Source organism: Amycolatopsis sulphurea (assembly GCF_002564045.1).
Taxonomy (GTDB): Bacteria; Actinomycetota; Actinomycetes; order Mycobacteriales; family Pseudonocardiaceae; genus Amycolatopsis; species Amycolatopsis sulphurea.
Window position 1 is genome coordinate 4384019 of record NZ_PDJK01000002.1, and the last position, 12058, is coordinate 4396076.

Sequence of the window (12058 nt, forward strand, 5' to 3'; positions counted from 1 at the left end):
TGAGGTGGGTGGTGGGTGTGTGTTGTTTCGGAGTGTTTCGGTGGTTTTAGCGTCAGGGAAACGCCCGGTCCCATTCCGAACCCGGAAGCTAAGCCTGACAGCGCCGATGGTACTGCAACCGAAGGGTTGTGGGAGAGTAGGACACCGCCGAACTCACCATGAACAGGCGAGGCCCCGGTCGAGAACCCCCACAGGTTCTCCCGGGGCCTCCCTGCATGCCCGCACCCCCCTCGGGTCACCGGCCGACCTCCACACACCTCAGACCACCCCCCATCCACTCACCCCGACACCCCCCCTGCGGACCCCCGGCACACAGCAAGCCCGGCACCCCCGCAGGGACGTGCCCACCCAACCACACAACACACGGCCCAAAACCACGCCAGGACGCGCCCGCACCCTCACACCAGCCCAACCCCGGACCAGGCCACCAGCCCGGTCCTTTCTCCTATCCGGGCGAAGAACCCCAGCCCGCACACCACGACCGAGGGCGTGCTCACCGGAGCACAACACCCGGCAAAACACCGCACGACCCGCCCACAACATCACGCCACCGCAACCCAGGACCAGACCACTCCAACCCGGACCTTTCCTCATATACCGAAGGAAGCCCAGCCCGCACACCACGGCGGAGAGAGTGCTCACCGGATCAGGCACCACCCCCAGCCTGCGGCGGCGACACACCTCAGGACCAGGCCACCAGCCTGGTCCTTTCTCATATACGGGCAGAACCCAGCCGCACACGAAGGTTGAGAGCCGAATACTTCGCTTCCCGGGCCATTGCACATCTTCCAGCGTTATAGCGGCTCGGTCAGCAACTCCGCAGGTTCCCGCTCCCCAGGCCAAGCCGACAGCATGAAGGACTCGCCGGTCACCATTCCGGCGCCATCAAGAGGCGTGCCGAGCTGGTCAGATCTCGGTGCCACGCAGCGGCCACGGCCCGGGCAGGCCGCCGGGCCGCACAGGCGGACCCCATGCCCGGACGTGCCCGATGTCAGGGCCTCCGCCCACCTCGGCAAGAGGTCCCGCCCACCTCAACAGCAGCCGAGACTCCGACGAGCCCGCTCAACTCCACTCAACGAGGCCGTCGCAAAAGATAGGTGTCCATGATCCATCCGTTCCGTTCCCGAGCCTCCGCTCGCAGTTCGCGGATCCGCGTGGCCAGCCCGGCGTCCAGCAAGCCCGACACCAGAATCTCCTCCGGCGTCCCGAGATAGGCCCCCCAGTAGATCCACACTCCCTGATCGGCGAACCGGTCGAAGGTCGTGTGGGCATCGAGCAGCACGAAAACGTCGTCCGCATCCGCAGGCCAGCCTTCGGACAGCCGCCGCCCGGTCGTGAAGTGCACCGCGCGGCCGATCTGGTTCATCGTCGTGCGGTGCCGGGCGGCCAGCGCTGAAACGCTGCTCACCCCGGGCACCACCTCGTAGTCGAACTCCACCGTCTCCCGCGCCAGCACCGCTTCGATCAGCGCGATGGTGCTGTCGTACAACGACGGGTCACCCCACACCAGGAACGCGCCGGTCTCGTCTTCGCCCAGCTCGTCACGAATCAGCCGTTCGTACACGTCCGTGCGGAGCTGGTGCCAGTCCGCGACCGCGACGCGGTAGTCGGCCGGCGTTCGATCCCGGTCCGGGTCCTGCGCGCTCACCACTCGATACCCCGGCCGGGTCACGAACCGGTCCAGGATGTCCTGTCGCAGCCGTACCAGGTCGGCCTTGGCCTCCCCCTTGTCGAGGACGAAGAACACGTCGACCCGGTTGAGCCGATCGATGGCCTGGACAGTCAGGTGTTCCGGGTCGCCGGCGCCGATCCCGATCGCATAGATCCTCCGCATGCTCGCAGTCTGCCCCGCGGGGCGATCGGTCCTGCAGCCGGGCCGGATGGCATACACGTACCCCCAAGGGGTATAAAGGAGCCATCGGACGACGCGACCAGAGGAGGATGCGGCGATGACTGTGGCCACGTACACCGTCGAGGGGATGACCTGTGCGCACTGCGTCGGCGCGGTGAAGGAGGAGGTCGGCGAGCTGACCGGGGTCAACTCGGTCGAGGTGGACCTCGGCGCTGGCGCAGTGAAGGTGACCAGCGAGCAGCCGCTGGCCCGGGACGCGGTCGAAGCCGCGGTCACCGAGGCCGGCTACCGGCTCGTCGCGTAGGGGGCGCGGTATGAACACGACAGCACACGACACTTCACGGACGGTCGAGCTCATCATCGGCGGGATGACGTGTGCTTCGTGCGCCGCCCGCGTCGAACGCAAGCTCAACAAGGTCGACGGCGTGACGGCGAGCGTCAACTACGCCACCGAGAAGGCACACGTCGAATACCCCACCACCGTTTCGGTCGACGACCTGGTGGGTGTCGTCGAGGCCACCGGTTACACCGCGCAGGCCCCCGAATCGCAGGCCGACCAGTCCGAGCGCGAAGAAGACGAGACTCGGCCCCTGCGTGACCGGCTGATCTGCTCCGCCCTGCTGACCCTGCCCGTGATCGTTCTCGCGATGATTCCCGCCGCCCAGTTCGACAACTGGCAGTGGTTGTCACTCACGCTCGCCGCGCCCGTGGTCGTTTGGGGGGCTTGGCCGTTCCACCGCGCCGCCTGGACCAACCTGCGGCACGGCGCGGCGACCATGGACACGCTGATCTCACTGGGGGTAATCGCAGCCACGCTGTGGTCGCTGTACGCACTGTTCTTCGGTATGGCCGGTATGCCCGGGATACGGCACGGTTTCGAGTTCACCGTGACGCCCGGCGACGGCACCGCCAACATCTACCTTGAGGTCGCATCCGGCGTCACCACGTTCATCCTCGCCGGCCGCTACTTCGAAGCCCGTTCCAAGCGACGTTCCGGTGCCGCGCTGCGGGCGCTGCTGGAGCTCGGCGCGAAGGACCTCACAGTGCTTCGCGACAGCCGTGAACAGCGAATCCCAGTGGCTGGCTTGCGGGTCGGCGACGTCTTCGTCGTGCGGCCGGGGGAGAAGATCGCCACCGACGGCGTGGTCACCGAGGGTAGTTCGGCAGTCGATGTCAGCATGATCACCGGCGAGTCGGTCCCGGTCGAGGTCGCCGTGGGTGACGCTGTCACCGGTGCGACGGTCAACGTCGGCGGCCGCGTCCTGGTGCGCGCGACGCGGGTCGGTGCCGACACCCGGCTCGCGCAGATGGCCCGGCTCGTCGAGGAGGCGCAGAGCGGCAAGGCCGCCGTCCAGCGGCTAGCGGATCGGGTCTCCGCCGTGTTCGTGCCGATTGTCCTGGTCCTGGCGCTGGGGACGTTGATCGCGTGGCTCGCGACCGGGGGAGACGCGACGGAAGCGTTCACCGCGGCGGTCGCTGTGCTGATCATCGCCTGCCCCTGCGCGCTCGGGCTCGCCACGCCGACCGCGCTCCTGGTGGGTACCGGTCGCGGCGCCCAGCTCGGGATTCTGATCAAGGGACCGGAGGTGCTCGAGTCCACTCGCCGGGTCGACACGATCGTGCTCGACAAGACCGGCACCGTCACCACCGGGCGGATGAGCCTGTCCGAAGTGCACGTCGCGGACGGCGTCGAGGCAGCGGAAATGCTGCGCTACGCAGGTGCCATCGAACACCCGTCCGAGCACCCGATTGCGAAGGCGATCGCGGACGGTGCCCGGGAACGCCTAGGTGAGCTGCCGACCGCCACGGACTTCCGGAACACGGCGGGCCTCGGCGTCTCCGGCCTCGTGAACGGGACCGCCGTGCTCGCCGGGCGGGCAGCGTTCCTGGCAGACTGGAGCGTCACCATCGACGAACGCCTGGCGCTTGCGAAGACCACTGCCGAGGACGAGGGCGCAACCGCGGTTTTCGTCGCCTGGGACGGCATCGCGCGCGGCGTACTGGTGGTGTCCGACACCATCAAACCGACCTCTGCGCAAGCCGTATCGGAACTGCGTGCCCTCGGTTTGCGCCCGATCCTGCTGACCGGTGACAACGAAGGTGCCGCCCGCGCAGTCGCCGAGGCCGCCGGAATCACCGAGGTCATCGCCGAGGTGCTGCCCGAGGACAAGGTCGCCGCCGTACAGCGCCTGCAACAGGAAGGCCGAACCGTCGCGATGGTCGGCGACGGCGTGAACGACGCCGCCGCCCTGGCCCAGGCCGACCTGGGCCTGTCCATGGGCACCGGCACCGACGCCGCCATCGAAGCCGGCGACCTGATCCTCGTCCGCGGCGACCTGCGCGCCACCGTCGACGCGATCCGCCTCTCCCGCCGCACCCTCGGCACGATCCGGGGCAACCTGTTCTGGGCCTTCGCCTACAACGTCGCCGCCCTGCCCCTGGCCGCTTTCGGCCTGCTGAACCCGATGATCGCCGGCGCCGCGATGGCGATCTCGTCGGTCTTCGTCGTGTCGAACAGCCTTCGCCTGCGTCGCTTCCGGGCTGCCTCGTAGATCCGACGCCCACCAGGGGTGTGCGTGCGCAGCCCGGCCTGTTTGTTCCCGACCTCGCGTTCCAGTCCGATCACCGTGCTGAGCACCAGCGCGAGCAGGACCGGCGGTCGTGACCTGGTCACAAGGTGATTCGCTCGGTTTGACGGGCGGGTCGGCGAGGCCGGGGCCAGGTGTCCGGCAGCTCAGATCGGGGAGCCGTGAGCCGTGGCGTACTTTGCAACTGGACGGTAGGCGGCGTGGTTGATCTGAGTGATCGGACCTCGCCGGGCTTGCCCGGTCGCCATCGAGCAGCCACGGACCCGAGGTCAGACGCGCCGATGCTCAGGAACGGACGAGCCGGGCGATCGCGTCGGACGCCTCCCGGACCTTCAGATCCGCCTCCTCGCCACCTGCTGCCGCGGCCTCGACGACGCACGTCGCCAGGTGTTCGTCGAGCAGCTCCAGGGAGAACGATTGCAGGGCCTTCGTCGCCGCGGAGACCTGGGTCAGGATGTCGATGCAGTATTTGTCCTGCTCGACCATGCGCTGAAGACCGCGGATCTGGCCCTCGATCCGGCGGAGCCGCTTGAGGTAGGCCTCCCGCTCACTGCCGTAACCGGTCATCGCGCGTTGTCCCCTTCGTCAGCTTGCCCTCGACGTCAAGCATACCCTCCTGGTGTATCTGCCGTCGCTGTCAGCCGGTGGGGGTGGCCTTCGTGAGGGCGGACGTGCGGCGTTGACTCGGTACTGGTGCACCGTCCGGATCCAATGCCGCGTTCGCGGTGGCGATGAGTTCGCGGGTGCTGCGCAAGGCGGCGGTCAGCCGCTGCCGGATCGCGGCCAGCTCGGCGACCCGGCTTTCGGCTTCGGTCACGATTCGGCCGGCGTACTCGGTGGCTCCGTTGACGAGACCGTCTGCCTCGGCCCGGGCGGCAGCAGTGCGCTCGGCGATCTCACGGACGGCGTCCGTGCGACGCTCGGTGAGCGTGTGGGTGACCTCTTCGTCCAATCTGCGCCGTTCCTTCGCCGCGGCCTCGTCGGCGGCTGCTCGTTCCTCGGCCGCGTCGTGCATGAATTTCTCGTGCTCGCGCAGTTGACGCTCACGGTCCTGTTCCACCGCTTCGACCAGCGCGCGTTCCTTTTCGGTGAGGCGCACGGCTTCTGCTTCCGCGTCGACGACGATCCGCTCGGCGGTCGCCTCGGCACAACCGATGATCTCCCGGGCTTCCTCCCGGGTCAGCTCGATCATCCGCCGCGACCGTTCCTGCAGAGCGTCCGCTTCGATGGGGGTGCGGCTGATCCGGTCGATCGTCGCGTGCAGCTCACGATTCCGCTCCGCGAGCTCAGCCGCCAGCCGGGCGGCGGCGTCCCGTTCGGCAGCCAGCCGCCGGAACTCGTCCTCGACCCAGGCCACGAATTCCTTGACCTGGCCACGGTGGTAGCCGCGCCACGCCGGATCGAAAGCCGGTCGTACGGGCATCAGGTCCTCGCCACCGCCGGGGGCCATGCGCTCACCTCCCATTTGGATGGTTTCTCCTCGGCTGCTCGCTTTTCCTGCCGCACGGGGAATTTCACCTGCCCCCAGTGTGCCCGAAGGAGGACCACGAGTGGGGAATCGGGGTCGATCAATCTTCGAGCGGGTCCTCCGTGCCGGTCGCAGTGCTGTGCACACCAGGCAATTCCGCGAGTTCCGCGGTGAGATCGGTCAGGTCACCGCGTCCCTGCAGGAGCAGCATGACGGCCGCAATCCGTTGCCCCTCCTCGGAAACCGTTTCACGGTCGACCGCGACGCGATGCACGGCCCACCCCTGGTCGGTGCATGTGGTCAGCACCACGCGCAGCACCCCGTGGCCGTCCGCATAGCTCAGCCGCAGGATCGTTGGCTGCCGCCGGTGCCGGGCCACGAACCGGGAAAGCGGTGGGAAACCCCGAGTGATCACGATGAGCCCCACCGTGGTCGCGACACCGAGCACCGGCAGCCCGGCACCACACGCGACATCGACCGCCGCCGCGAGCCAGACCGTGGCCGCCGTGGTGAGTCCGCGCACCGCGTCGCGGCGCACGAAGATCAGCCCACCGCCGACGAAGCCGATCCCGGACACGATCTGCGCGGCGATCCGCGACGGATCGAGCGCGACGTGTTCCAGTCCGAGCAGATCCGCGAACCCGTATTTCGACACGAGCATGAACACCGCCGATCCGACGCCCACCAGGGTGTGCGTGCGCAGCCCGGCCTGCTTGTTCCCGACCTCGCGTTCCAGTCCGATTACCGTGCTCAGCACCAGCGCGAGCAGGACCGGCGGAAGCAGTGACCACTGTTCGCCGGTGGACCACAACGCGTGCACGGAGAACCTCCTCTGTGGCCACTGTGCCCGGTATGCGGCCTGCCTGCGCGCCCGGCTCAGTCGTCCCGCCTAAGCTCGGCGCATGGCCCGGTACTTCGACGTGCATCCGCAGAACCCACAGCGCCGTGCTCTCGGGCAGGTAGTGGACTTGCTGCGCGAGGACGGCCTGATCGCCTACCCCACGGACTCGTGCTTCGCACTCGGCTGCCGACTCGGTAACCAGCGGGGAATGGAGCGCATCCGCAGCATCCGCAGCTTGGACCACCGGCACCACTTCACACTCGTCTGCCAGGACTTCGCGCAGCTCGGACAGTTCGTGCACATCGACAACGCGGTGTTCCGCGCGATCAAGGCCAGCACTCCCGGCCCGTACACGTTCATCCTCCCCGCGACCAAGGAGGTACCGCGCCGGCTCCTCCACGCCAAGAAGAAGACCGTCGGCGCGCGGATCCCCGACCACCTGGTCACCCAGGCTCTGCTCGCCGAGCTGGGTGAGCCGATCCTGTCGAGCACGCTGCTGCTGCCCGACTCCGGCGAACCCCTCACTCAGGGCTGGGAGATCAAGGAAGAGCTCGATCACGTGCTGGACGCGGTGGTCGACTCAGGCGACTGCGGGGTGGAGCCAACCACGGTGATCGACTATTCCTCCGGCGAGGCCGAGGTCGTCCGCCACGGAGCAGGCGACGCCACCCGGTTCGAATAGCCCACTGCCTGGCTGCCGCACGACCCGGTCGACGCTGCCACGAAGACCTGGCCAGACCGGACGCCGACAGCGTTGCAACGCCCTGGTCACAAGCCGGCTGGATCTCCCGGACGGACTCATGTCATAAGCAGTACCTCCTCTCTGTGCAGATGCACCGTGATCAGCTGTTTAGGGCCGGACTCGCGCGGCTGGGCCGGGAGCGTCGCCGGTCAAGCCCCCTACCGCTGTGCCTGGCCAGGGCTGAGCACGATTCGGGCGGGGCATGATCGGGGGTTGAAGGTGACGATCCCTCACTGACGGAAGACTGGGTTCGTGGCAGCCTTCGCCGCAGGTCAGAACCGGGATTCGGGTGTTCATGGCTGCTCCTTGGAAGGGGTCCACCGACGCGGTTGTACGTCGTATATTTTTTTTATACACTGTTCTCGGAACGGGCGGCAACCGAAAAGGAGAGGTCGTGGGAGAGCAGGAACCGAGTCCGCCGATCTGGCTGCTGCCTGAGCCGCCGGAGCGGAGCTGGGGCCTCGGCCGGATCGATATCGTGAACGCTGCGGTGCGGCTGGCCGACGTCGGCGGCGCTGATGCGCTCACGATGCGCGCGGTGGCGAAAGAGCTCGGCGCTGCCACGCCGATGTCGCTCTACCGCTACGTGTACAACAAGGACGGCCTGGTCGATCTGATGCTCGACCTCGCGAACGCCGAGGTGCCGACCCCGGAAGAACCGGGTGCGGATTGGCGCGGCGAGCTCACCGCGCTGGCGCTCGACATGTGGGCGATGACCAAGCGGCACCCGTGGTTCGCACGGCTGGTGCACCGGCGTCCGCCGGCCGGACCGCACGCGAGCCGACGGACCGAGTTCGTGCTGGCCACCTTCGATCGGCTGGGTCAGGACCTGCTCTCGGCCATGGGGTACACGCGGCTGATCGAGGGCTACGTCACCGGAGAGGCTCTCCAACGGGCCGAGGAACGGGCGATGTGGCAGCGCAACGACTTGGACAGTCCTGGTGAGGTGCAGCAACTCGCGCAATCCTGGTTCGGTGAGATCGCGCGTGACCCGGGCCCGTACCCGTTGCTCGGCCGGGTGCTCGAAAGTTTCTTGACCGCGGAAGCCGAACCCTCGGGCGAGTCACCGGAGGACACGCAGTTCAGGATGGGGCTCGACTGCTTGCTCGACGGTGTGACAGCAAGGCTGGATTAGGTTGGAGTTGGGGACAGTGTGGGGGGTGAACGATATGAAATTGCTGGTGACCGCCGTCCTGGAGCACGCGCCTGCCGGGCGGCTCGCAGGGGTTCGGCGCCTGGTGGCGGGATTCCGGTTGGACACCAAGGCGCGGTCGGTATCCGGTGAGGTGCCGGGTGGACTGCGGGACGGGGTGGTGGCGCCGGCCTGCGGGGAGGTGAACGACGGTATGCCGCGCGAGGTCCCGATCCGCTGGTGTGCGGCGTCGAGGTTGAGCCGAGGGGCCGGCGGTTTCGCACCGATCCCGGATACGGAGGTTGCCGGGCTCAGCAGCAGAGGCCGATCGGTGGTCCTCGTCGGTACTGGACCCGGAATCGACGTCGGCTGATGGACGTCGGGGAGCTGGTTCGTCCGCTCGCGCCGCAGGTGCTCGGCACACTCGTACGCCGATACGGGCAGTTCGAAGCATGCGAGGACGCTGTTCAGGAGGCTTTGCTGGCGGCAGCCGAGCAGTGGCCCGGCGGGGAAGTGCCGGACAATCCGCGGGCCTGGCTGCTGACTGTGTCCACCCGGCGGCTCACCGACCTGTGGCGCAGTGAGAGTGCGCGGCGGCGACGCGAAGAGGTGGTCGCCGTGCAGGACATGGCGCTCACCGCCGCGGTCCCCGGGCCCGGGGACGACCGGCCGGGCGCGCAGGACGACACATTGACCCTGCTGTTTCTCTGCTGCCATCCGGCGGTCACGCCCAGCTCGCAGGTGGCACTGACACTGCGCGCCGTCGGTGGGCTGACCACTGCGGAGATTGCGCGCGCGTTCCTGGTGCCGGAAGCGACCATGACCCGGCGGATCACCCGGGCGAAGGAGAGCATCGCTGCTGCCGGTGCGACCTTCGCAGCGCCATCCGTGCAGGACTGGCCGCATCGGCTTCGGGTGGTGTTGCGCGCCCTCTATTTGATCTTCAACGAGGGGTACACCGCTTCGTCCGGCGAGCAGTTGCATCGGGCAGAGCTGTCCGGGGAGGCGATCCGGCTCGCGCGCGCCGTGCACACGCTGTTACCGGACGACGCCGAGGTGGCCGGGCTGCTGGCGCTTATGTTGCTCACCGACGCCCGCCGCCCGGCTCGGACCGGGCAGGCCGGCGCGTTCGTGCCGCTTGCCGAGCAGGACCGCGACAAGTGGATCGCGCCGCTGATCGAGGAAGGGGTGGAGCTGGTGCGCCGGGCGCTGGAGCGCGGCGCGGTCGGCCCGTATCAGGTGCAGGCGGCCATCGCCGCGCTGCACGATCAAGCCCGAAGTACCGACACCACCGACTGGCCACAGATCCTCGAGCTGTACGGGGTGCTGGAGCAGCTCGCGCCGGGACCGGTGACCACCTTGAACAGGGCGATCGCGGTCGCCATGGTGCACGGCCCTGAGGCTGCTCTGGCTCTGCTCGCCACCTTGGACGGAGACAAGCGGCTCAGCCAAGGCCACCGGTTCGACGCCGTACGCGCGCATCTGCTCGAACTCGCCGGTGATCAGGCAGGCGCCCACGAGCACTACCTTCGCGCAGCGAAACGGACGAGCAGCGTCCCGGAACGGCAGTACCTTCAGTCACAGGCGGCGAAGTGTTTACCCGCGGACTGACCGTCCGCTCGGGCGCACAGGCGGCCGTCCGCGGCGTCAGACCTGGGCGAGCAGCCGGCGTAGCCACGTGGCCAGCGCGGTGGTCTGCTGAATCAGGTAGAAATGCCCGCCGGGGTAGGTCTCCAAGCTGGAGCCACCCGTGGTGTGGCCGGCCCACGCGCGGACGTCGTCGACGGGTGCATGGTCGTCTTCGGTGCCGGTGTGTGCGTGGATGGGGGTGGTGAGCAGACCCTCGTTGTCCGGCTGGTAGGTGCCGATGGCGGTGTAGTCGGCGCGCAAGGCAGGCAGGACCATGCTGCGGAGCTCCGGGTCGCGCAGTACCTGCGGATCGGTGCCGCCGAGTTTGCCGACCTTGGCGAGGAGAGCGTCGTCGTCCAGCAGGTGCGTGGTTTCCTTGACCAGTCGAGAGGGCGCCCGGCGCCCGGAAACGACCAGTGCGTGCGCCGCGATACCGCGGGCTTCCAGGCGTCGCGCTACCTCGTAGCCGACCGTCGCGCCCATGCTGTGCCCGAAGAGCACGATGGGGAGATCCAGCCGCGGCAGAAGAGCTTGGGTGACCTTGTCCGCAAGTTCCGCCACCGAGTACAGCGGCGGTTCGGACAACCGATCCTGCCGCCCCGGGTACTGCACGACCACGACATCGGCCGCCGGTGAAATCTCTTGTGACAGAGAGTGGAAAAAGGATGCGCCACCACCTGCGTGCGGCAGGCAGACCAGGCGCGCTGCAGCATGTTCCACAGGGTGATAACGCCGTAGCCAGCGATCGTCGGTCATGGCACCTCCTTGTGCAGGAGACCTTACCGGCAGCGGTAGCCAGGCGGATTCGGGGCGGTTTGAGGAAAGTCACTGATCGGTGACCAGGCCGGTGCCAGCTTTCGGAGAACGTCATTTCGCCAAAGGTCAGGTCTCGGGTTCCACCGCAGGTGCCTGCCGGTAACGCGAGGTTGGTGACGGTTGCCGATCCGCTGCTGAAGGCCGGGTGCGATCAGGAGGCAGGTGGTGCAGATAGTCGGCAAGTTGCCCAGGACCTTCGGGGCAACAAGAACGCTGGCGGAAAGGTGACTCTGATGGGATTGAACGGGTGCTTAAGTGGTGTCCATTGAACGTCTGGTGAAATTGGCTTCAGCATGGATGGTTCGGGCGTGCTCTGATTCTGGCCATTGTGGACCGTTGGGAGGCTGCAAGGGATGCGGCGGATTATTCGAGACGTGCCTTGTGTCGTGAGCGTCCGGCGTGCGGGTAGGGCTGGGTGCTGGTGGAGGTGAGCAGGTCGTGGATGTGGTGTGGGTCGTTTGTGTCTGTCTGCCAGACCGGCATGTGCGGAGGAGGGAGTCCGCCGTAGATCGTGGCCGGTGTGCTGGTGGGGTTTGCGTGGACATCTGAGGGTTTGGCCGGACGGGGGGTGGTCCTCGTCCGTTCCAGGATTGCGTCGGCGAAGGGTCACCTGTGGTGTCCTTTTCGGACGGTTGAGTGTCGGCTTGCCGATCCGCCCGGCCGTGTCGGGCGCCGCCACTGCAGCGGGGCGTCCGGGTTCAGCGTGGCAGCCGGATGCAGCGCCGAGCGGCGGGTGTCGGGTGTCGGGTGTCGGAGGGCGTGTCGCCGCCGGTTCTCGGGGTGAAGTTCGGTTGTGATTCCGTCGTGGCCGCTGCTTCGTCGGGATGGAAGATCTCGAACGGGGTGCTGAGGTCGGGTGGGGCGGAGCTGTCGAGTAAGTCGCGAGGTGGACGTACCTGGTGGCCTCCAGCGGTGAGTCTCTTCCTGAATACTGCCGATGCCAGGCGCTGCCGGTTACCGGGCCGCCCGGATCGGGCTAGCCCGGGGAAC

11 protein-coding genes and 1 rRNA gene are annotated in these 12058 nt (G+C 67.8%); 7 read left to right on the forward strand and 5 right to left on the reverse strand.

From position 1 onward, the window contains the following. The first annotated feature begins 36 nt into the window (after positions 1-36). Positions 37-153: ribosomal RNA gene (rrf, locus tag ATK36_RS26175) — 5S ribosomal RNA — on the forward strand. Between the two features lie 919 nt (positions 154-1072). Here the strand turns inward: rrf and cobF are convergent. Next, positions 1073-1834: a precorrin-6A synthase (deacetylating) gene (gene cobF, locus ATK36_RS26180; RefSeq protein ID WP_098513916.1), complete on the reverse strand. Its 762-nt coding sequence runs from the start codon at positions 1832-1834 to the stop codon at positions 1073-1075. A gap of 115 nt (positions 1835-1949) precedes the next feature. Between cobF and ATK36_RS26185 the strand changes: the two genes are divergently transcribed. Together ATK36_RS26185 and ATK36_RS26190 are read left to right on the forward strand one after the other, a co-directional pair. Further along, the gene (locus ATK36_RS26185; RefSeq protein ID WP_098513917.1) at positions 1950-2156 is read left to right on the forward strand and encodes a heavy-metal-associated domain-containing protein; all 207 of its coding nucleotides are present in this window, start codon (positions 1950-1952) and stop codon (positions 2154-2156) included. Between the two features lie 10 nt (positions 2157-2166). Further along, positions 2167-4404 carry a heavy metal translocating P-type ATPase gene (locus tag ATK36_RS26190; protein ID WP_098513918.1) on the forward strand — a complete coding sequence of 746 codons (2238 nt, stop codon included), beginning with the start codon at positions 2167-2169 and terminating at the stop codon, positions 4402-4404. A gap of 321 nt (positions 4405-4725) precedes the next feature. Here the strand turns inward: ATK36_RS26190 and ATK36_RS26195 are convergent, their stop codons facing one another. From ATK36_RS26195 to ATK36_RS26205, 3 genes are all read right to left on the reverse strand, one after another. Further along, positions 4726-5007: a metal-sensitive transcriptional regulator gene (locus ATK36_RS26195; protein ID WP_033294707.1), complete on the reverse strand. Its 282-nt coding sequence runs from the start codon at positions 5005-5007 to the stop codon at positions 4726-4728. Between the two features lie 70 nt (positions 5008-5077). Further along, positions 5078-5890, reverse strand: a complete 813-nt coding sequence (locus ATK36_RS26200) for a DivIVA domain-containing protein (RefSeq protein WP_098513919.1) — start codon at positions 5888-5890, stop codon at positions 5078-5080. Positions 5891-6008: 118 nt separating this feature from the next. Further along, a complete protein-coding gene (locus ATK36_RS26205; protein ID WP_098513920.1) occupies positions 6009-6728 on the reverse strand; it encodes an MgtC/SapB family protein in 720 nt (239 codons plus the stop codon). An 82-nt stretch (positions 6729-6810) separates the two neighbouring features. On the opposite strand from ATK36_RS26205, the gene ATK36_RS26210 reads away from it, so the two are divergent. The 4 genes from ATK36_RS26210 (at position 6811) to ATK36_RS26220 (ending at position 10234) form a co-directional block, all read left to right on the forward strand. Then, complete coding sequence (locus ATK36_RS26210; RefSeq protein ID WP_098513921.1) at positions 6811-7431, forward strand: L-threonylcarbamoyladenylate synthase; 621 nt, start codon at positions 6811-6813, stop codon at positions 7429-7431. Between the two features lie 454 nt (positions 7432-7885). Continuing rightward, the gene (locus ATK36_RS26215) at positions 7886-8626 is read left to right on the forward strand and encodes a TetR/AcrR family transcriptional regulator (RefSeq protein WP_245915168.1); all 741 of its coding nucleotides are present in this window, start codon (positions 7886-7888) and stop codon (positions 8624-8626) included. 25 nt (positions 8627-8651) lie between these two features. Continuing rightward, positions 8652-8996 (forward strand): hypothetical protein, encoded by a 345-nt coding sequence (locus tag ATK36_RS32515; protein WP_170069910.1) that lies wholly within the window; start codon positions 8652-8654, stop codon positions 8994-8996. Further along, entirely contained in the window at positions 8996-10234 is a 1239-nt protein-coding gene (locus tag ATK36_RS26220; protein ID WP_170069911.1) for an RNA polymerase sigma factor, read from the forward strand. Before ATK36_RS32515 ends, ATK36_RS26220 begins: the two co-directional genes overlap by 1 nt. 36 nt (positions 10235-10270) lie before the next feature. Here the strand turns inward: ATK36_RS26220 and ATK36_RS26225 are convergent, their stop codons facing one another. After that, on the reverse strand, positions 10271-11008 hold the full coding sequence (locus tag ATK36_RS26225; protein WP_098513922.1) for a thioesterase II family protein: 738 nt from the start codon (positions 11006-11008) through the stop codon (positions 10271-10273). Between the last annotated feature and the right edge of the window lie 1050 nt (positions 11009-12058).

What these genes read in the sequence shown, in the direction of transcription:
- ATK36_RS26185 (WP_098513917.1), top strand. Translation starts at nt 1,950, where the DNA reads ATGACTGTGGCCACGTACACCGTCGAGGGGATGACCTGTGCGCACTGC.
- ATK36_RS26210 (WP_098513921.1), top strand. Translation starts at nt 6,811, where the DNA reads ATGGCCCGGTACTTCGACGTGCATCCGCAGAACCCACAGCGCCGTGCT.
- ATK36_RS26220 (WP_170069911.1), top strand. Translation starts at nt 8,996, where the DNA reads ATGGACGTCGGGGAGCTGGTTCGTCCGCTCGCGCCGCAGGTGCTCGGC.
- ATK36_RS26225 (WP_098513922.1), bottom strand. Translation starts at nt 11,008, where the DNA reads ATGACCGACGATCGCTGGCTACGGCGTTATCACCCTGTGGAACATGCT.
- ATK36_RS26200 (WP_098513919.1), bottom strand. Translation starts at nt 5,890, where the DNA reads ATGGCCCCCGGCGGTGGCGAGGACCTGATGCCCGTACGACCGGCTTTC.
- ATK36_RS26195 (WP_033294707.1), bottom strand. Translation starts at nt 5,007, where the DNA reads ATGACCGGTTACGGCAGTGAGCGGGAGGCCTACCTCAAGCGGCTCCGC.
- cobF (WP_098513916.1), bottom strand. Translation starts at nt 1,834, where the DNA reads ATGCGGAGGATCTATGCGATCGGGATCGGCGCCGGCGACCCGGAACAC.
- ATK36_RS26190 (WP_098513918.1), top strand. Translation starts at nt 2,167, where the DNA reads ATGAACACGACAGCACACGACACTTCACGGACGGTCGAGCTCATCATC.